This window comes from Sphingomonas sp. G5, from assembly GCF_052660795.1.
This window is the reverse complement of sequence record NZ_CP109660.1, coordinates 25,527-45,013: the sequence shown is the minus strand read 5'-3', so window position 1 is coordinate 45,013 and position 19,487 is coordinate 25,527. Positions and strand designations below refer to the sequence as shown.

Sequence of the window (19,487 nt, the reverse complement as noted above, 5' to 3'; positions counted from 1 at the left end):
AGCGGCCAGCAGTCGCGGTAGCCAGCAGTCACAGCGACCAGCACTCGCAACGGCCAGCGGACGCAGCAGCGGGCAGAGGCAGCGCCGAGCGGGGGCGGGGGCGGGGGCGCGAGCGGCGACGCGGCGCCGGCTCAGCTCTCCGGCCGCGTCTCCGCGCCGGTCGAGCCGGGCTGCTCCGTGCGGTGCCGCAGCTCGTCGATGTACAGGCCCTCTTCGTCGGTCGTGCGGTTGCGGTAGGCCGCTCGCCCGACCATGTGCGCGGCCAGCGGCGCCGTGGCGAACTGGATGAGCACGATCGGGATGCCGAAGGCGACCACCTCCCACGTGCGCAACGACAGCGCGACGGCGATGACGATGAGCAGCACGCCCAGAACCTGCGGCTTCGTCGCCGCGTGCAGGCGCGTGGGGACGTCGCGCCAGCGCAGCAGTCCCATCGTCGCCGTGAGGCAGAGCACGGCGCCGATCAGCACGAGCACGAGGGCGACGGTGTCGAGCACCGGTTCGAGGGTCATCGCGGGTTCTCCTTCCGCGCGACGAACCGGGCCACGGCGATCGAGCCGAACACTCCGACGGCCGCGATGATGAGCATCGCGGGCAGCGAGCGCGTGTGGTGATTGATGACCATGTCGGCGCCCAGGATGCAGAGCACCTCGGTCAGCAGAACATCCGCGGCGACCGCGCGGTCGAGGATCGACGGACCGATCACGAGGCGGATGAGCGCCAGCACCGCGGCGACGGCGAAGACGACGAGGATGACCACGACGAGGATGTTCATAGCAGGGTCCTCCCGTCGCGCGGCGTTTCGGCACCGTGGAGCGCGTCGGCGTCCGACTCGGCGATCTTGGCCCGAAGCTCCTGGAGCTCTTCCTTCGAACCGACGGCACGCGTGATGCGGGCCTCCCACCCGAGCACGACGCGGCGCTGATGTTCGGCATCCGCGTCGCTGCGCACCCCGATGGTGTGGAGGAACAGCGTGCGGTTGTCGCGGTCGACGTCGACGATGAGAGAGCCGGGAATGAGGGATGCCGTCACCGCAGTATGCGCCATGATCACGTCATCGTCCACGCGCAGAGGCACGGCGATGATCGCCGCGCCGGGCTGACGTCGGACGTCCAGGACCTGCCACGCGACGATCAGGGATCCCTTGATCACGGCGCCGAGGAAGGTCACGACGAAGACCAGGCCGTACCAGAGGTTGATGCGACCCGAGAGCTCGACCGGGGGCAGCCGGAAGACGCGGGTGACGAAGACCGCCATGACGAGACCCGTGAGGAAGGCGAGCCAGGTGAACTGGCCCCACAGCAGCATCCACAGCGCGACCAGCCAGACCAGGAACGGAAGCTGGTGCAGGAAGAGCGACACCTGCGAACGGCGGGACGGGTTCATCTTTGACCCGCCTGTTCCTGGACCTGGACGAGGCTGACCCCGTCGGTGATGTCGACGCCCGCCCGCAAGCACATGTCGAGCAGCGGTCCGGCGAACACGGTCAGCGACACGGTGACGGCCACCATGCCGACGGTGGCGAGCGTCATGATCTTCGGCGTCGTGCGCCGCTCGGTCGAGATGGCGGCGGCGGGCGCGTTGCCGAGGTAGGCGATGCGCTCGGTCGTCTCGGCCGAGTCGTCGTCTTCGCGCCAGAACGAGAGGTTCCACGCGCGCATGAGCGCGTACAGCGTGAGGATCGAGGTCACGATACCGCCGACGATCAGGACCATCATCACGGGTGTTCCCACCTGAGCCGCGGCGTCGAACAGCGCGTACTTGCCGATGAAGCCCGAGAACGGAGGCAGGCCACCCAGGTTGATTGCCGGGATGAAGTAGAGCACCGCCAGCAGGGGCGCCGCGCGCATCAGGCCCTTCACCTTCAGGATCGAGGTACTCCCCGCCCGGCGCTCGATGAGGCCCACCGCGAGGAACAGCGTCGTCTGCACGATGATGTGGTGGACGATGTAGTAGATCGTGGCCCCCACCGCGAGCGGCGTGTTGATCGCCAGACCGAAGATCATGTACCCGATGTGGCTCACCAGCGTGAACGACAGGATGCGCTTGAGCTCGGCCTGCGCGACCGCCCCCAGGATGCCGACGATCATCGTCGACAGCGCGACCATCATCAGCAGGAAGTTGAGGTCGTTGTCGACGAACAGCTGTGTCTCGGTGCGGATGATCGCGTAGACGCCGACCTTGGTCAGCAAGCCCGCGAACACCGCCGTCACCGGCGCGGGAGCCGTCGGGTACGAGTCGGGCAGCCAGAACGACAGCGGGAAGACCGCCGCCTTGATCGCGAAGGCGAGCAGCAGCATGAGGTGCAGGATCGTCTGCGTGTCCTGGGGCAGCAGCGACATCCGCTCGCTGATCTGGACCATGTTGACCGTGCCGAGCGCGCCGTAGACCATCGCGATCGCGGCGAGGAAGAGGATCGACGACACCAGCGACACGACGATGTAGACGACGCCGGTGCGGATGCGCGACTCGGTGCCGCCCAGGGTGATGAGCACGTACGAGGCGACGAGAAGGATCTCGAAACCGACGTACAGGTTGAACAGGTCTCCGGCGATGAAGGCGTTGAAGATGCCCGCGCCGAGGATGAGGTACGCCGGGTAGAAGATCGAGACCGGGGTGTCCTCGTCGTTGTCGGCCGCGCCCTGGCCGATCGAGAACAGCAGGACCGCGAGGAGGACGATGCTCGTGACGACCACCAGCAGGGCCGCGAGCACGTCGACGTAGAGCACGATGCCGAACGGGATGTCCCACGCGGCGATCGCCACCGCGATGGGCCCGCTCGTGTCGACGGTGACGAGCAGGACCGCACCCAGCACGAGGACGGCCGCGAGGGAGGCGACCGACACGACGATCTGCGTCTTCTTGCGTCGTCCGAAGATGAGGTTGATCGCGGCACCGATGAGCGGAATGCCGACGAGCAGGGGCACGAGGGCGCTCACGAGCGATCACCGTCCTCGGGGTCACGGGAGGCGTTGTCGTCGTCGCCGCGCGCATCTTCGCCCGAGGGCGCGGTGTCGCGGGAGACGGCGACGCGATCGACTGGGGCGTCGTCGACGAGTTGCGAGAGATCGCCCTGATGCAGCACGCGGATGGGCGAGGCGACGTCTCCGACGAAGTCGGTGGTGACGTCGTCGTCGTCGGAGCGGGCTTCCTCGTCCATCGCGTCTTCGGGCTCGTCGGCCGTACGAGAGCGCAGCGCCACGTCGTCGGCGTCGTCGATGACCGTGTCCGCCTGACCGAGCTGCCAGGACCGGTAGATCAGAGCCAGGAGGAACGCCGAGATACCGAAGGTGATGACGATCGCGGTGAGCGTCAGGGCCTGGGGCAGAGCGTCGGACATGTCCGCGGCATCCGTCTGCCCCCCGTCGTAGAACGGGGCCCGACCGGGCGCGCCCATGACGATGAGCAGCAGCAGATTCGCGGCGTTGCCCAGCAGGAGGAAGCCGATGAGCACGCGGGTAAGGCTGCGCTCGAGCATGGCGTACACGCCGCACGCGAAGAGCACGGCCATGACGATGACGAGAACGAGGGAGATGGTCATGAGGGTGCCATCTCCGCATCTTCCGGATGCTGCGACTGCCGGTCGACCTCGGCACCGAGGCTGCGGAGCACATCGAGCACGAGCCCGATGACGACCAGGTAGACGCCGACGTCGAAGATCGTGCTGGTGACGAACTCCCAATGCCCGATGATCGGCAGCTCTCCCTCGAACGTGAAGCTCTGCAGCGGTGCGAAACCGAACACCATCGGCACCAGGGCGCACAGCACGGCGATCGCCATGCCCGCGCCGAGCAGGCGGCCGGCGTCGGTGGGCGCTGCGGCACCCAGCTCCCAGCGACCGCCGGCGATGTAGCGCATCACCAGGCCCATGCCGGCGACCAGGCCGCCGGCGAAGCCGCCACCGGGCAGGTTGTGACCGGCGAAGAGCAGGTACAGCGACACGATCATGATCGAGTGGAAGAGCACCCGGATGATGATCTCGAGCAGGATCGAGCGGTTCTCGGGCTGTACCTTCGAGCCCGAGATCAGCCAGGCCCGCGGGGCGCCGGTCTCGCCGACTCGCTGCGCGCGCACACCGCTGTCGGTCTCGATGAGGGGCCGACGTCGCCCCAGACCCACGCGGCTGCGGGCGGTGCCCGAGCGGCGCGCGAGGTTGTCACTGCGGTTGGTGATGAACACGAGCGAGGCGACGCCGGTGGCGGCGAGCACGAGCACCGACAGCTCGCCCATCGTGTCCCACCCGCGAAGGTCGACCAACGCGACGTTCACGACGTTGCGGCCGTGGCCGATCTCGTAGGCCAGCGGCGGCCATTCGAGCGAGACCGGCAGATCCTGCCGCGCACCGGTGGCGACGATCGCGACGAGAGCCATCGTGAGGCCGACGCCGGCGCCCAGGACAGCGCGTGCGATCGGGGCGACCGACTCGTTCTGCTCGCCCATCCGCGCGGGCAGACGCCGCAGGACCAGAGCGAACACCACGAGCGTCACGGTTTCGATGAGCACCTGGGTGAGCGCGAGATCGGGGGCACCGCTGGTCGCGAAGAGCACCACCATGCCGAGCCCCGTCACCGAGACGAGCGCGACGCCCGTGTAACGCTTGCGCGCACGGACGGCCAGGATGCCCGCCGCGATCATGATCGGCGCCGAGATGAGCTGCGCGGGCGACTGCCAGGCATCGAGCTGAGCGCGCCACTCGTTCGATGCGAGGAGAGCAGTGCCCTCGGCGACGACGAGAACGACGAAGATCGTTCCGACGTAGAACGGCAGCGAACCGCGCTGGAAACGGCCGGTCACCCACTCCGACGTGTGGTCGATCGCGCGGAGGGTGCCGTTGTAGGCGTCGTTGGCCGTGAAGGGCAGTACGCGCGGACGCTTGTGGAGCTGGGTTTTGCGCACGACCCAGAACACTCCCGCGCCCAGAGCCAGGGTGCCGAGCGAGATGAACAGCGCCGGCTCGAGCCCGTGCCAGAGGGCGAGGTGATACGGATACTCGGGCGAATCGACCCCGGCCGTCGCCTCGGGGAGCCCGTCGGCGTAGGGAGCGAGCCAGTGGTCGACGATCGGCGCGAGGAACCCCAGGGCCAGCGTGGTCGCCGACAGAAGCACGGGAGCCGACAGGAAGCCGATGGGAGGGTCGGGCCACTCGGTCGTCTCGACGTCGCGCTTCGTCCAGTACGCACCCCAGAGGAAGCGGATGCCGTACGCCGCCGTGAGCGCCGAGCCCAGAACGATGCCGATCAGGGCGACGATCCCCCACACCGCGCCCCCCTCGGCTTCGTGCAGCAGAGCGGTCAGCGCCGTCTCTTTCGCCACGAACCCGAGCGTGGGGATCACTCCCGCCATCGAGAAGATCGCGATGAACGACGCCGTGGCCATGACGGGCGCCTGGCGACCGAGGCCGGAGAGCTGGCCGATGTCTCGCGTGTTCAGCTGCCGGTCGATCACGCCGACGACGAGGAAGAGGCACGACTTGAACAGGGCGTGGCTGAGCAGGAGCGCGACGCCGGCGAGAGCGGCATCTCTCGTTCCGTATCCCAGCATCACCGTGAGAAAGCCCAGCTGGCTGACCGTGCCGAAGGCGAGGATGCGCTTGAGGTCGCGTTCGCGCAGCGCCTGGAAGCCACCGAGCAACATGGTGAAGACCCCGAGCGCGATGAGGGTCGGTCGCCAGAACGGGGTGTCGGCGAAGCCGGGGGCGAGGCGGGCGATCAGGTAGATGCCGGCTTTCACCATGGCCGCAGCGTGGAGGTACGCGCTGACCGGGGTGGGCGCGGCCATGGCGCCGGGGAGCCAGAAGTGGAACGGGAAGATCGCGGACTTGCTCAGCGCTCCGACGAGCAGCAGCAGCACGGCGATGTCGACGACCGGGCCGGTGGGCGGGTCGGCGAGGATCGCCGACAGGCTGGAGGTTCCCGACTGCACCACCAGCAGCACCACGCCGATGAGCATGACGAGTCCGCCGAGGGTCGTGACCAGCAGAGCCTGCAGCGCCGCTCGACGACTCGCGGAGCGGCTGTGGTAGTAGCCGATGAGCAGGTACGACAGCACGCTCGTGGCTTCCCAGAGCATGACCAGCACGACCAGGTCGTCGGTGAGCACGAGGCCGTACATCGCGCCCGCGAAGCCGAGCAGGACCGCCGAGAACTGGCCGACCCCCTGCGTCTTGCCGCGGAAGTACCAGCGGCAGTAGAGCATGACGAGGGCGCCGACACCCGTGACGACGAGGGTCAGCAGCCACCCGAGGACGTCCATGCGCATCGACAGCGAAACGTTCAGGGCGGGGATCCACCTGTATTCCTCGAAGGGAATGTCGCCTGCGAAGACGGCGGGGGCCTGCACGATCGCGTGGGCGAAAGCCAGGGCCGGAAGCACGGCGGCGATGTAGAACGCCCGGGCGCCGATGCGTGAGACGAGCCACGGCAGAAGAAGGGGCACGGCCGCGAAGGCGCCGAGGAAGATCAGCACGGTCGGGCCTCCTCGGGGTCGACGGGCGGGTGCCCGGGCTCTCGGGGTGTCCTCACTATTCTATGCGGAGCATGAGAGTCCCAGCACCCCGCCGACTCATGTGGTACGCGGCGGAGCGGTGGTCGTTCCCTCGCGGAAGGTGCACCGCAGGTCGAGCCCCGAGGGTGTGGAGTCCTCGAGCATCGCCGCGACCGCCTCTCCGGCGGCACGCCCTTTCGCCGTGGCGGGTTGGACCAGGGTGGTCAACACGTGCGGGGCCAACCCGTCGACGACGACGCCGTCGAAACCCGTCACGCTCACATCGTTCGGAACGTGCAATCCCGCTTCTTCGGCGGCGCGGATGACGCCCGCAGCGAGCAGGTCGCTCTGCGCGATCACCGCCGTCGGGCGGCGATCGGGGTCGGCGAAGATGGCGCGCCCGGCGATGGTGCCCTCGTCGATCGAGCTGGTGGCCGCCGCCACAGCGGGAGCGGCGGGGAACACCTCGCGGGCTCCGGCGAGGCGATCGGCCGTGACATCGACCCGCACCACCGCGTCGCCGGCGATCCAGCCGCGGCGGCGGGCGGTGTCGGTGGGAAGCGTGACGATCACGACGTCGCGATGTCCGAGTGCGGCGAGGTGACGAGCGGCTGCGCGTTGCGCCTCGGCGTTGTCGAGCAGTACCTGGGGAACGCCCTCGCCCGCGTCGCCTTCGACCACGACGACCGGGATGCCGCGAGCCCGCACGATCTCGAGGGACTCGCGCATGCGGGGGCTGCAGCCGATCAGCACGGCGGCGTCGATGGGCGCGGTGTGCAGCGAAGGTTCGCTGACCGTCTCGCCGTCGTCGCGCAGGAGCAGCAGCGCCGCGCCGAGGCGGGAGACACCGTCGGCCAGGCCGTCCATCATGTGCGTGGTGACCGGGTCGAGGAAGGCGGTGCCGAGGTGCTGATCGAAGACCACGCCGACGATGCCGGAACGACCGCGACGCAGGGAAGCCGCGCGGGGATCGGGACCGGTGTAGCCCAGCCGCTCGGCGGCGGCCAGGACGCGCTCCCGGGTGGCCTGCGAGGTGGGCGTCTTGCCGCTGAAGACGACGGAGGCGGTCGACGCCGAGACGCCGGCCTCTCGGGCGACGTCGCTGATGGTGGCGCGACGGGTGCTCACGGGCCGATCGTACCCGGCGACGGGCGCTCCGCCGAATCGATTCGATACACGTCGAATCGATTCGGTACAGTGGCGGCATGCACTCGACGCTCACCCGGTCCCAGCTCATCCGCTGGCACATCGCGATCTGCGCCATCTTCCTCGCGAGCGGACTGAGCATCTCGACGTGGGCATCGCGGGTACCCGCGATCCGCGAGTCGCTCGGCATCGAGAACTCCGGCGTCGGACTCCTGCTGCTGGGTATGGGCGTGGCATCCATCATCGGTCTCTCGATCGCGCCCGCCGTCATGGCCCGCATCGGAGCGCGCACCGGCATGCTCGTCGCCCTCCTGCTCGTGGGCATCGGCCTCATGATCATCGGCTTCGGCGCCGACTCCCTGCAGTTCTTCGCGGTGGCCCTGGTCGGACTCGCGCTGTTCGGCTTCGGCAACGGCGCGGTCGACGTGATGATGAACGTCGAGGGGGCGGCGCTCGAGAAGGCCACCGGACGCACGATCATGCCGCTCCTGCACGCCTTCTTCAGCTTCGGCACCGTCATCGGCGCAGGTCTGGGCTTCGTCGCCGTCAGCCTCGGCATCCCCGTGGTCGCGCACAGCGTGGCGATGGGCGTGGTCATCATGGTGGTGGCCTTCGTCTCGGTGGCCAACGTGCCGCGGGCCGAGATCGCGATGGACGCCCCCGCCGCCGAGGAGCGCGCCCACTGGCGCGAGCGTCTCGCCGTCTCGTTGCAGGCCTGGCGCGAGCCGCGCACCTACACGCTCGGCGTGATCATGCTGGGCATGGCGTTCGCCGAGGGCAGCGCCAACGACTGGCTCCCCTCGGCCGTGGTCTACGGCCACAGTGCCCCCGAAGAGGCGGGGCCGGCCGTGCTCGCGGTGTTCTCGGTCGCCATGACCGTCGGCCGCATCGCCGGGGGGCCGGTCGTCGACCGCCTCGGCCGCGTGCTGGTGCTGCGCGTGCTCGCCGGCACCGCCGCCGCGGGTCTGTTGCTGTTCATCCTCGCGCCCTACGGGCCCCTCGTCTTCGTGGGTGCGGCCCTGTGGGGCCTCGGTGCCTCGCTCGGCTTCCCGATCGGCATGTCGGCCGCCGCCGACGACCCCGCCAAGGCCGCTTCCCGTGTCGCCGCCGCCGCGACCATCGGTTACGTGGCGTTCCTGTGCGGACCGCCGATCCTCGGGTGGATCGGCGACCACATCGGCCTGCTCAACACGCTGCTCATCGTCGTCGGGCTGATCGTGGCATCCGGTCTCTTCTCGGGTGCAGCCAAGCCCCTCGCCGTCGAGAACGAGCGGGCCGCCGAGCCCGCGCGACGCGATTAGGCGACGCGGCCCCAGCGGCCGCTGCTGCGTCGATGACTCCGGCCGCCTCGACGCGCATCTCGCCGTCGCGACAGAGGTGCGGAACACTCGGGGTGATGCGACCCGTCGGACGACCTACCCGTGGCGGCGGCGCACCGCAGCCACGGCACGGTCTCTCTCCACGGCGGTGTGACCATCGTCTCGAGTTGCGACAATGGAGTCGTGCGCCTCGTCATTGCTCGTTGCTCCGTCGACTACACCGGTCGTCTCAAGACACACCTCCCCCTCGCGACCCGACTGATCATGGTCAAGGCCGACGGTACGGTCGCGTTCCATCGGGACGTCCAACACGCGCCGCTGAACTGGATGAGCCCGCCGTGCTCGCTCACCCTCGAGCAGCCCGACGAGGCCGACATCGAAGACGGCGTCATCGAGCGCTGGCGCGTGACGCACGCGAAGAGCGGCGACGCACTGCTGGTGCGCATCCACGAGGTCATGCACGACACCGCCCACGACCTGGGCCTCGACCCCGGGCTCATCAAGGACGGCGTCGAGGCCGACCTGCAGCGCCTGCTCGCCGAGCAGGTGTCGGTGGTGGGTGAGAACCTCACGCTCGTGCGCCGTGAGTACCCCACCGCGATCGGTCCGGTCGATCTGCTGCTGCGCAACGACGACGGCCACGGCACCGTCGCGATCGAGGTCAAGCGTCGCGGCGACATCGACGGTGTCGAGCAGCTCACGCGCTACCTCGAGCTGTTGAACCGCGACCCCCTGCTCGCCCCGGTCACGGGCGTCTACGCCGCGCAAGAGATCAAGCCTCAGGCGCGCGTTCTCGCCACCGACCGCGGCATCCGGTGTCTCGTGCTCGACTACGACGAGATGAAGGGCGTGCAGTCCGGCGCCCCGCGGCTCTTCTGACACGGCGAGCGCCGCGCGCCGGCGGCGCCGGTAGCGTGGACGCATGTCTGCACGCTCTCCCTTTTCCTGCGTCTTGTGGGACGTCGACGGCACCCTCGTCGACGCATCGGAGGGCATCCTCCGCCGGTTGACGATCACGCTCGAGCACTTCGGGCGCACGCCCCCGGTGCGTGGCGAACTGTCGCGCTGGATCGGTCCGCCCATGTTCGAGTCGTTCCAGGTGAACGTGGGGATGACACCCGAACAGGCCACCGACGCCGTGACGTTCTACCGCGGACTGAACAAGAGCGAGGGCTACACGGTGAGTGCGCGCTTGTACCCGGGCGTCGAGCAGCTGGTGCACGACCTGCACGCGGCGGGCATCCCCCAGTCGACGGCGAGCTCCAAGCCCGAGGTGCAGGTGGTCGCCCTCATGGACCACTTCGGCCTCGCGCCGTCGCTCGAGGCCATGGTCGGCGCCACCCTCGACGAGCGCACCCTGAGCACCAAGGCCGACGTGGTGCGCGAGGCTCTGCGTCGCCTCGACGCCGCCGGAGCGGATACCTCTCGCCCCGTGCTCGTCGGTGATCGACACCACGACGTCGAGGGAGGGGCGGATGCCGCGGTGCCGGTGATCTTCGTCCGGTGGGGCTTCAGCTGGCCCCACGAGGCGGACGGCGCCCAGGCCGCCGTCGACGACGTCGATGAACTGCGTGCTCTCCTGCTGATCGACGACTCGTCGGGTCCGGACGTCTCCGTCGGTGTCTGACCTCGGCTGGGTCGTCCCCGCGGCGATCGCTCTCCTGGGCGTGGCGCTCCTCGTCGCCGCGATCGCCATCGCGGTGCGACTCTCGCGCCGTTCGCCGCGCGCCCGCGCCGCGGCCTCGCGATCCGTGAGCGACTCCGCCGACGCCCTTCTCCGCCTCGACGACGCCGTCAACGAGCTCGATCTTGCGTTCCGGGCGGCCGACGCGGTAGATGTCATCGACGAACCGACCGAGCTCCGTCGCGCACGCGCCGCTGCCCTCCGCGCGCGCGACCGCGCGTTCGCCGAGGTCTCCCGCCTCCAGGACGACACCGGTCTCGCGGCGCGGCGGCGCGACGAGGCGCGACGGCTGGGCACGCAGCTCGACGGCCAGTTGGAGCGCGTCGCTCGTACCCGCAGGCAGCTCGACGAGTGGGCGCGCACGCACCGCACCGGGCCCGAGCTCCTCGCCGCCGCACGCCGACGCCGCGACGAGGTGCTCGAGACGACCGGAGACCCCGAGCAGCTCCTCGCCGTCCTCCGCGACCGTTTCGCTCCCGAAGACCGCGACGATGCCGAGACGGCCGGGCGAGCGGCATCCGATGCCCTCCGCGACGCGGATCTCGCGCTCCAGCGCGCCGCCTCCGAGCCGGACGGCCGCGACCTCTTCGACGCCACCGCGGCACTCGCCCGCGCCGAACGCCAGGTGCGCGCCGTCGAAGACGCGCACCGCATCGCCCTGCAGGCCGCCGAGAACGCGGCGGCCGAGGTCGCGGCCGCACGAGCCGAGATCGAGGCGGCGACCGAGGTGGCGGCCCTCCGTCCGACGGAGGCCGCACCCGACGCCGCCGAGCACCTGCGCACCGCCGCTCGAGACCTCGAAGCCGCGGCGGCCGTTGCCGCCCAGCGACCCCGGCGTGCCATCGCGATCGTGGCCCGGGTGCGGGAGCGGCGAGATCAGACGCTGAGTGACGCGATGACCCCGCGGCAACGCCTCGAAGCCGCGCGCGCGGCCCTGCCCGGTACTCTCGCTTGCGCCCGAGCAGCCCTGGCCGTGGCGGACGCGCGCGACTCCGACGCTCCCATCGCCGACCGCCTCCAGCTCGAGCGAGCCCGCCGTCAGCTCGCCGCTGCACGCGCGGCCACCGATGCCGAACAGGCCCTGGCCCATGCCCGAGCCGCCTGGCACGCGGTCGCACGGCCGATCTGACGACCGACCGCGGTCTGCGTCTCGGGAACTCGCGTGCCCTATCGTGAGCGGCATGGGGGAGAACACGATGCTCCGACGGGCGACGCAGCTCGCTCGACGCCTTCCTGCCACGCTCATCCTGGTCGGCATCCTGATCGTCGTCGGCGTCGCGACGGGCGCCCTCTGGCAGCCGTTCACGGTCTCCGCTGCCTACGACTCGCTCGCGTACGGTCTCCCCGCCCTCGAGGCCGGTCGGTGGTGGACGCTCATCACCGGCACGTTCGTGATCAGCGCGCCGTGGCTCTACCTGCTCGGTATCCCGACCCTCGTCGGGATGGCGTATCTCGAGCTCCGCCGCGGCACCCGCGTCGCGACGGCGTATTTCGCCGTGGGCCAGCTCTTCTCGATCTTCGCCGCGTCGCTCTTCCTCTGGGTCGCTGCGCTGCTCCCCTGGCCGTGGGCCCAGCAGCAGGCGATGGCCCTCGATGTGGGCCCCTCGGGCGGCGTCTTCGCGTGCCTCGCGGCGGCGCTGGCCCTCCTGCCGTCTCCGTGGCGCCTGCGCGCGTGGACGGTCCTGATCGCGGGCCTCGCGGTCACGTTCCTCTACTACGGCTCGCTTCCCGACCTCGAGCGCGTTCTCGCCGTCGCCCTCGTGCTGGGCGTGGACCGGTCACTGCGCCCGCAGCGCGTGAGCGTGCGCGAGCAGCGCCTCATCGCGTTCGTGGTGCTGTGCGCCCTCGGCGCGTTCGAGATCCTGGGCTATCTCGCCCCGATGACCGGCCCCTTCGGTTCATCGGCGGCGGCCTCGGGCTCGTGGGTCGACGTCGCGGTCAATACGCTCGTCGTCCTCGTGGTCGCCACAGCCCTCCGCCGCGGTCGACGGTGGGCCTGGGTCGTGGTGATGCTCTACAGCGCGCTGAACCTCCTGTTGGTTCTTCTGCTCTTCGGCGTACTGCTCCTGGAGGGTCTCACCCAGATCGAAGCGGATCTGGATGCCGACTTCACCAGCGTCCTGGCCTCCTCGGCGCTGTGGCTCGTGGCATCCGTCTACTTCTTCCTCGTGCGGGCGGCCTTCCGCGCCCGTCCGCGCGCGGCGCTCGGCGACTCCCCCGCTCCGTCGGTCGCCGAGGTGAAGACAGAACTGCACTCGACCGGCGGCGGCACGCTGTCCTGGATGACGACGTGGGACGGCATGTCGTACGCGCGCTTCGGCCGGGGCATCGTCGCCTACCAGCGTCGCTCCGGCGTCGCTCTGGCTCTCGGAGATCCCCTCGGTCCCGTCGGCACGCGCGCTCAGACCGTCCGCTCCTTCGTCGACGCCGCCGAAGCCGCCGGACTCGCCCCGTGCTTCTTCAGTGCGGGCGAGGCCACGGCCGGCGCGGTGCCGAGCGGCTGGCGTCGCATCGTCGTCGCCGACGACACGGTGGTCGACCTTCCCGGACTCCAGTTCACCGGCAAGGCATGGGGTGCCGTGCGCACGTCGCTCAATCGCGGCGAGCGCGAGGGCATGACCTTCCGCCTCTCGACCCTCGCCGACGAGACGTGGGGCGTACGTCAGCAGCTGCGTGCGATCTCCGAGAGCTGGGTGGGCGACAAGGGACTGCCCGAGATGGGCTTCACCCTCGGCACCCTGCACGAGGCGGCCGACCCCGAGGTACGGATCGCTCTGGCGGTCTCTCCGCAGGGTGACGTCGACGGATTCCTGTCGTGGCTGCCGATCTACGGCGAGGGCGGGATCCGCGGCTGGACACTCGACCTGATGCGCCGCCGCGACGGCGGCTTCGGTCCCGTGATGGAGTACCTCATCGGTGCGTCCGCCCGCCAGTTCTCGGCCGAGGGAGCCCAGATCATGTCCCTGTCCGGCGCTCCCTTGGCGCACGAGTATCCGGCGGATGCCGGCGCGATCGCCAACCTGCAGGACCGCACGGCCGCGATGCTCGAGCCCGTCTACGGCTTCGCCTCGCTGCACCGGTTCAAGCAGAAGTTCCACCCGCGCTACGAGACGATGTACCTGCTCTACCGCGACGAGGCCGATCTCACGCGCATCGGTGCCGCCCTGACGCGGGCGTTCCTTCCGCACGCGACGCTGGGGCAGTTCGCCGCCGCGGGCGTCGACCTCGTGCGTCACGAACACTGAAGGCCCCGGCCGACACGCGGAACGCGCACGACCGGGGCCGGACCGACCGAGGCCGGATGGAGGATCAGAGGGGGCGGATGTTCTCCGCCTGCAGGCCCTTGGGGCCCTGGGCGACCTCGAACTCGACGCGCTGGTTCTCCTCGAGCGAGCGGTAGCCGCCCGACTGGATCGCGCTGTAGTGCGCGAAGACGTCCTGGCTGCCGTCATCGGGGGCGATGAAGCCGAAGCCCTTCTCGGAGTTGAACCACTTGACCGTGCCCTGCGTGCTCATTCGTTCTGCCGTTTTCCGCTTGAGCCGGCGCCGAGCGCGCCGGTCTGTGCCACCACGGTAACGGCCGAGGTCTTGTCGCGCACGGGTCCGTGACATAAACGTTGCGAGCGCGAAAGAAGGGGGTGTACGCCCTTGAGCCCATACGACGCCCGGGCTGAGCAAGGCTCAAAGCCCGGGCGTCGACGGATCCCCCCGGATATGTCACGCGAGGCGTGACGGCGATCACTTTACCGGCGCGGAGGCCTGCGCGCGACACGAAAACGAAGAATCAGCAAGTTCTGTCCATGTGCTGTGGTAATCGAAGGCCCTAAAATCCGGCTGATGGATAGTCGTCGGCGCGCTTCCGCCCTCGTCGACGAGGCCTACCGGGCCCTCGGCGAGGCAATCGTCGACGGTCGGCTCCAAGCCGGCGATCGGTTGCGCGACGTCGAATTGGCGACGCTCATGGGTATTTCCCGTACCCCCGTGCGCGAAGCGCTCCAGAGGTTGGAGCGCATCGGACTCGTCGAGGTTGCGGCCAACCGGTACACCCGGGTCGCGGCCCTCACCGACCGCGCCCGCAACGACATGCGCGAGTACGCCGCGCACACCATCGCGGCTGTCATGCACGTCGCTCTCCCGCGTTGTACCGACGAAGAACTCGCTGAAACCGCACGCATCGTCGAACAGATGCATTCCGCCAATTCTTCGAACGACTACGTTCTCGCGATCATGGCGTTGGCCTCGCACCTCGTGGCCGTTTCGCGCAATGTCGTCTTTCAGAAGACCTTCGTGCAGATCGACCTTGTTCTACGCCGCAACCTCGAGGGGTGGACGAGCGTGACCGACAGCACTCGCGCGACGCTCTTCCGCCATCTCCACGACCAGATCGGGCGTCGCGACACCAACGGCGCCACCTGGACCTTCCTGGCCCTGCACGGTTTCGCCTGAGCGCACAAGAGTCGGGACTCGTCCGGCGAGCTCCGGTTAGCGTGACGTCATGCCCCACATCGAGTTGCGCGAGCTTCGACACGACGATCAGGATGCCGCTTTCCAGGCGGTGTCGGCCAGTACCTCGGCGTGGCCGCGCGCCACGTTCGACGACCGCGACGCCTTCGACCGATGGACCGCCGACGAGAAGGTCGACGCGCGCGCGATCGTCGAGGACGACACCGTCGTCGGGGTGGCCGCGGCTCTCGAGGTCAACGGTGACCGCGAGATCCTGCTCGCCGTCTCACCCTCGGCGCACGAGGACGCCCCGACCGAAGCGCTGCGGCTGCTCACCTCGCAGGAGGCCGAGCGCCCCCTCTACGCGTGCGTCTCCGCCGACGATCAGCCCTCGCATGCGATCCTGGCCCGCATCGGTTTCGTCGAGCACGAGCGCGACGGCGACGACGTGGTCTACGTGCTGCCGCCGACGCTGGAGTGAGGCCGAGTCCCATGAGCGCCGGACTGATCCCACGGCGCGAGAAGACTCCGCCGCTGCGCGCGGGCGGGGTCGGAGATGGGGGGCGGCCCCGCGCGGCGGGCAGCGGACGTTGACCTCTCGCTCCGCCTGTGTTGGGCTGTGAGGATGGCGGGCGAATGGGCATGGAGCATCCCCGTCGTCGTCGGCGCGATCCTGTGGTTCTGGTCGATCCGGCTGACGCTGCGTGCTTACCCCGACGAGCGCCTGTCGCTGTGGGCGAATCCGCGCAAGGCCCCGGCGCGCGCCGTCGCTGCCCGCGCGTCCGGCACCGGCCTCGCGATGTTCGGGGTCGGCATGACGGCGGGCTCCATCGAGACGGAGCCCTGGATCGCTGCGGGACTCGCGGGATCGTTCTTCGCCCTGACCTTCCTCGCGCCGTACGCGATCTCGGTAGCCGTCCACAACTCCCGGATGGCCTGAGGCGTCAATTCCGGGTCAGCCCCCACCGATCCCCCGGCGAGAGCGAGGAGGAAGGGGAGGCGGCGGTGTTTCGGCATCCCGCCCAGTAAAGCGGGTGGACGAGGGAAGACGTGAAAAGGCCCGGGGCGCGGTCCAATCGCCCCGGGCCTTTCGTTGCGAGGTCAGCGCGCGGCGCGACGACCCACGATCAGGCCGTAGATGAGCAGAACGATGATCGAACCGCCGATGGCGAGCAGCCAGGTGCGCAGCTCGAAGAAACCGCCGAGGTCGACACCGAAGATCGCGGTTCCCAGGAAGCCGCCGAGCAGAGCGCCGACGACGCCGAGCACCAGCGTGATGAGCCAGCCGCCACCCTGCTTACCGGGGAGGATCAGCTTGGCGATGGCGCCGGCGATGAGGCCGAGGAGGAGAAATCCGAAGAATCCCATGATGTGTTCCTTTCGCGAGTGTGAACCGATGCCCGCTCGAGGCGGGACTCTCGTTACATACAGCTTCCTCTCAGGAACGAGTTCTGCGGGGTGGGTTGCATAAGGCGCGCATTTCTGGTGGGGTCGCGCGTCCGCGCGAATGGCGTTCCCCGGCCGGCTCGCCTAGCGTGGATCGAATGGCCGACACCTTTGCCGACCGCCGTTCGCCGCTGCGCCCCCTGGGAAACCTCGTGCGCGGCACGCTCATCGGGGTGGTGGAAGTCATCCCCGGGGTCAGCGGCGGCACTGTCGCCCTCATCGTGGGGGTGTACGCCACGCTCATCGACGCCGCCAGCCACGTCGTGCGCGGAATCGTGGCGAGCACCGACGTCGTCCGCGGCCGAGGATTCGCGCGCAGCGCCGCACACTTCCGGGCCGTGCGATGGAGCGTCGTCGCCCCCGTGCTGGTCGGAATGGTCATCGCCGTGATCGTCGGGGCCCAGGTTCTGGCGCCGTTGGTGAAGGCGTATCCGTCCGAGACGCGAGCCGTGTTCGGTGGCATGATCGCGGCATCCCTCCTCATTCCCGTGCGCATGCTCGGCCGGGGGTGGACGTGGCGCCTCGGACTGATCGCACTCGTCGCAGCGTTCGCCGCATTCGTCCTGACCGGTCTGCCGACGGCGACGATGGCCGAGCCGCCGCTGGTGATCGTCGCCCTCGCCGCGTCGGTCGCGGTCTGCGCGCTCGTGCTGCCCGGGCTGTCGGGTGCCTTCCTGCTGCTGGTGTTCGGGCTGTACGAGACCACGCTCGTCGCCCTCAACGAGCGCGATCTGCCGTACATCGCGGCTTTCGCGCTCGGCGCTGTCGTGGGGCTCAGTCTCTTCGTGAATCTGCTGCGCGTGATGCTGCGTCAATTCCACTCGCTCATGCTCGCGATGATGACCGGTCTCATGCTCGGCTCCCTCCGCGCGCTCTGGCCATGGCAGGACGAGTTCGGTCAGGCGTCCGCCCCCGGCGACGACGCGGGCACGCTCGCGCTCCTCGCGGCAGGCGGGGTGGCCGCCGTGCTCATGGTGGTGGCGACGCAGGCGCGGATGGCGCGCGGTCGCGGCGCGGCGTAACGTCCCCATCCCGCGCCCGTCCGCACGCGCGGTGGGAGACTGGTCGAAGGCCGGCGCGCCCGACCCGACCGGAGGACGTCCCCGTGAGCAGCACGATCCGACCGGATGGTTCCCCGCCTTCGGCACCTCCGGGTAGGACGCAACGCGACCGCGACCGGTCCGTGCGCCGACGAGAGCGTGCCGAGATCGCCCTGATCGCCGCTTGCTGGGTCTCGGTCGTCGCCGCCGTGATGCTGTTCCTGGGGTCCGGGCGACCGGCACAGCTCACCGATCTCGCCGGGGCGGTGACGGCCGCGGGGATCGTGACCGGCCTCGTCGGCACCGACCTGCTCCTGCTCATGCTCGTGCTCGCCGCCCGCGTCCCCTGGGTGGATCGGACGTTCGGTCAGGACGCCGCGATGAGGGTGCACCGCCGCCTCGGCAAGCCCGCGGTGTACCTCGTCCTGGGCCACGGCGCCCTGCTCACGGTGGGCTACTCCCTTCGCGACGGTCTGTCGCTCTGGCATCAGACGCTGTCGCTGTATTCCGGGGCCGACATGCTCCTGGCGCTGCTCGGAAGCTGCCTCCTGGTACTCATCGTCGTGACCTCTCTCGTCATCGTGCGTCGTCGCCTCGCCTACGAGGCCTGGCACGCGATCCACCTCATCAGCTACGCGGCCGTTCTGGTGGCGGTGCCGCATCAGCTCTCGGCCGGGCAGGTCCTCTCCGGCAGCACGCCGCAGACGTTCTACTGGATCTCCCTCTACGTCGTGGCGTTCGGCTCGATCGCCTGGTTCCGGTTCGCCGCGCCGCTACTCGCCACGCAGGAGCATGAGCTGCGCGTCGCCCGTGTCGACCCGCTCGGTCCAGACGTCTTCACGATCCATCTCCGCGGACGCGACCTGTCACGACTCGGGGTGCGCGGTGGGCAGTACGCGATCTGGCGCTTCTGGAGTCGCGGCACGTGGTGGCACGCGCATCCGATCTCGTTCTCCGCCGTGCCGACCGACACGGATGCCCGCCTGACCGTGCGCACGCTCGGCACCGGAACGGAGCGTCTGCGTCGACTGCGGCCCGGAACGAAGGTCTCCTTCGCGGGCCCCTACGGGATGTTCACGGATGCCGCGCGCACCGCCCCGCGCCTCGCGATCGTCTCGGCCGGCATCGGCATCACCCCGGTGCGGGCTCTGCTCGAGGACAGCGGACTGCGCCCGGGGGAGGCCACCGTCGTCCTGCGCGCGACAGAACGCTCGAAGACCTTCCTCTGGGACGAGGCAAAGACCCTGGTCCAGAACAGCGGCGGCGACGTCGTCGAGATGATCGGGAGGCGACCCGCCGAGGTGGTGTCGTGGATGTCGGCCGACGCGATTGCGCGCGGAGCGACGATCTCGTCCGTTCTGCCCGACCTGCTCGACTCGGACCTCTTCGTGTGCGGTCCTGCGGAGTGGACCGACCTGGTCGTCCGGGATGCGAGGGCCGAGGGCCTCCCCGACCGACGGATCCACGTCGAGAGGTTCGACGCCGTGGGGCCTCGCGTTCCTCGTCGATCGAGATCGCTCCGTCGACGACGAGCACCCACCCCGTGATGTCCGACACTTCTCGGCCCGGTCGATCGGCTCGTGATCATCCGCCGTTCACTCGCCGGAGGTGACCGTGAACACGCCGTGATGTCTCGAGACGGCGTGGCGCCTCGCTCGGGGGCCGCCACCCGATCCTGATTCGACGACGAAGGGCCCCGGGGGAAACCCGGGGCCCTTCAGTGTCGTGTGCGCGAGGGGGGACTTGAACCCCCACGCCCTTGCGGGCACTGGCACCTGAAGCCAGCGCGTCTACCTATTCCGCCACTCGCGCGTGCGCGGCATCGTGGATGCCACGCAATCAACTTCCCGAGAATATCACGGCCGCCACCAGGTCACGAAACGCGGTGCTCGAAGCCCGCGTCCATGACCTCCCCAGCCGTGCTGA

19 protein-coding genes and 1 tRNA gene are annotated in these 19,487 nt (G+C 69.7%); 10 read left to right on the top strand and 10 right to left on the bottom strand.

The window, feature by feature from the left end; all coding sequences use genetic code 11:
• Positions 1-131 precede the first annotated feature (131 nt).
• The 7 genes from mnhG to NE358_RS00200 all read right to left on the bottom strand — a co-directional run bounded on the left by mnhG (position 132) and on the right by NE358_RS00200 (position 7,611).
• Positions 132-512: a monovalent cation/H(+) antiporter subunit G gene (gene mnhG / locus NE358_RS00230; protein ID WP_289940319.1), complete on the bottom strand. Its 381-nt coding sequence runs from the start codon at positions 510-512 to the stop codon at positions 132-134.
• Positions 509-775 carry an MrpF/PhaF family protein gene (locus tag NE358_RS00225; protein ID WP_103207366.1) on the bottom strand — a complete coding sequence of 89 codons (267 nt, stop codon included), beginning with the start codon at positions 773-775 and terminating at the stop codon, positions 509-511. The genes mnhG and NE358_RS00225 overlap by 4 nt, the downstream gene beginning before the upstream one ends.
• Positions 772-1,386 (bottom strand): Na+/H+ antiporter subunit E, encoded by a 615-nt coding sequence (locus tag NE358_RS00220; RefSeq protein WP_289940314.1) that lies wholly within the window; start codon positions 1,384-1,386, stop codon positions 772-774. Before NE358_RS00220 ends, NE358_RS00225 begins: the two co-directional genes overlap by 4 nt.
• Entirely contained in the window at positions 1,383-2,939 is a 1,557-nt protein-coding gene (locus tag NE358_RS00215; RefSeq protein WP_115916378.1) for a Na+/H+ antiporter subunit D, read from the bottom strand. The genes NE358_RS00220 and NE358_RS00215 overlap by 4 nt, the downstream gene beginning before the upstream one ends.
• A complete protein-coding gene (locus NE358_RS00210) occupies positions 2,936-3,541 on the bottom strand; it encodes a Na(+)/H(+) antiporter subunit C (RefSeq protein WP_289940309.1) in 606 nt (201 codons plus the stop codon). Before NE358_RS00210 ends, NE358_RS00215 begins: the two co-directional genes overlap by 4 nt.
• A complete protein-coding gene (locus NE358_RS00205; RefSeq protein ID WP_103207374.1) occupies positions 3,538-6,465 on the bottom strand; it encodes a Na+/H+ antiporter subunit A in 2,928 nt (975 codons plus the stop codon). The genes NE358_RS00210 and NE358_RS00205 overlap by 4 nt, the downstream gene beginning before the upstream one ends.
• A gap of 96 nt (positions 6,466-6,561) precedes the next feature.
• Positions 6,562-7,611 carry a substrate-binding domain-containing protein gene (locus NE358_RS00200; RefSeq protein WP_141377026.1) on the bottom strand — a complete coding sequence of 350 codons (1,050 nt, stop codon included), beginning with the start codon at positions 7,609-7,611 and terminating at the stop codon, positions 6,562-6,564.
• A 77-nt stretch (positions 7,612-7,688) separates the two neighbouring features.
• Here NE358_RS00200 and NE358_RS00195 point away from each other — a divergent pair, with 77 nt between their 5' ends.
• The 5 genes from NE358_RS00195 (at position 7,689) to NE358_RS00175 (ending at position 13,877) form a co-directional block, all read left to right on the top strand.
• Positions 7,689-8,930: an MFS transporter gene (locus tag NE358_RS00195; RefSeq protein ID WP_289940302.1), complete on the top strand. Its 1,242-nt coding sequence runs from the start codon at positions 7,689-7,691 to the stop codon at positions 8,928-8,930.
• A gap of 201 nt (positions 8,931-9,131) precedes the next feature.
• Complete coding sequence (gene nucS / locus NE358_RS00190; RefSeq protein ID WP_103208530.1) at positions 9,132-9,827, top strand: endonuclease NucS; 696 nt, start codon at positions 9,132-9,134, stop codon at positions 9,825-9,827.
• Positions 9,828-9,870: 43 nt separating this feature from the next.
• Positions 9,871-10,575 (top strand): HAD hydrolase-like protein, encoded by a 705-nt coding sequence (locus NE358_RS00185; protein ID WP_289940298.1) that lies wholly within the window; start codon positions 9,871-9,873, stop codon positions 10,573-10,575.
• Positions 10,568-11,761, top strand: coding sequence for a hypothetical protein (locus NE358_RS00180; protein WP_289940296.1), 1,194 nt, complete (start codon positions 10,568-10,570; stop codon positions 11,759-11,761). The genes NE358_RS00185 and NE358_RS00180 overlap by 8 nt, the downstream gene beginning before the upstream one ends.
• A 52-nt stretch (positions 11,762-11,813) precedes the next feature.
• Entirely contained in the window at positions 11,814-13,877 is a 2,064-nt protein-coding gene (locus tag NE358_RS00175; protein ID WP_289940294.1) for a bifunctional lysylphosphatidylglycerol flippase/synthetase MprF, read from the top strand.
• A 64-nt stretch (positions 13,878-13,941) separates the two neighbouring features.
• On the opposite strand, the gene NE358_RS00170 is transcribed toward NE358_RS00175, so the two are convergent.
• On the bottom strand, positions 13,942-14,148 hold the full coding sequence (locus tag NE358_RS00170; RefSeq protein WP_056225145.1) for a cold-shock protein: 207 nt from the start codon (positions 14,146-14,148) through the stop codon (positions 13,942-13,944).
• Between the two features lie 321 nt (positions 14,149-14,469).
• On the opposite strand from NE358_RS00170, the gene NE358_RS00165 reads away from it, so the two are divergent.
• The 3 genes from NE358_RS00165 to NE358_RS00155 all read left to right on the top strand — a co-directional run bounded on the left by NE358_RS00165 (position 14,470) and on the right by NE358_RS00155 (position 16,015).
• Complete coding sequence (locus NE358_RS00165) at positions 14,470-15,078, top strand: GntR family transcriptional regulator (protein WP_289940290.1); 609 nt, start codon at positions 14,470-14,472, stop codon at positions 15,076-15,078.
• 49 nt (positions 15,079-15,127) lie between these two features.
• The gene (locus NE358_RS00160; protein WP_141377032.1) at positions 15,128-15,556 is read left to right on the top strand and encodes a GNAT family N-acetyltransferase; all 429 of its coding nucleotides are present in this window, start codon (positions 15,128-15,130) and stop codon (positions 15,554-15,556) included.
• A gap of 144 nt (positions 15,557-15,700) precedes the next feature.
• Positions 15,701-16,015: a hypothetical protein gene (locus NE358_RS00155; protein WP_141377035.1), complete on the top strand. Its 315-nt coding sequence runs from the start codon at positions 15,701-15,703 to the stop codon at positions 16,013-16,015.
• Between the two features lie 161 nt (positions 16,016-16,176).
• On the opposite strand, the gene NE358_RS00150 is transcribed toward NE358_RS00155, so the two are convergent.
• The gene (locus NE358_RS00150) at positions 16,177-16,443 is read right to left on the bottom strand and encodes a GlsB/YeaQ/YmgE family stress response membrane protein (protein ID WP_103207399.1); all 267 of its coding nucleotides are present in this window, start codon (positions 16,441-16,443) and stop codon (positions 16,177-16,179) included.
• A gap of 176 nt (positions 16,444-16,619) precedes the next feature.
• On the opposite strand from NE358_RS00150, the gene NE358_RS00145 reads away from it, so the two are divergent.
• Together NE358_RS00145 and NE358_RS00140 are read left to right on the top strand one after the other, a co-directional pair.
• The gene (locus NE358_RS00145; RefSeq protein WP_289940283.1) at positions 16,620-17,543 is read left to right on the top strand and encodes a DUF368 domain-containing protein; all 924 of its coding nucleotides are present in this window, start codon (positions 16,620-16,622) and stop codon (positions 17,541-17,543) included.
• A gap of 161 nt (positions 17,544-17,704) precedes the next feature.
• Positions 17,705-19,108, top strand: a complete 1,404-nt coding sequence (locus tag NE358_RS00140) for a ferredoxin reductase family protein (protein WP_289940280.1) — start codon at positions 17,705-17,707, stop codon at positions 19,106-19,108.
• A gap of 181 nt (positions 19,109-19,289) precedes the next feature.
• Here NE358_RS00140 and NE358_RS00135 read toward each other — a convergent pair.
• A tRNA-Leu gene (locus NE358_RS00135) sits at positions 19,290-19,373 on the bottom strand.
• Positions 19,374-19,487 lie beyond the last annotated feature (114 nt).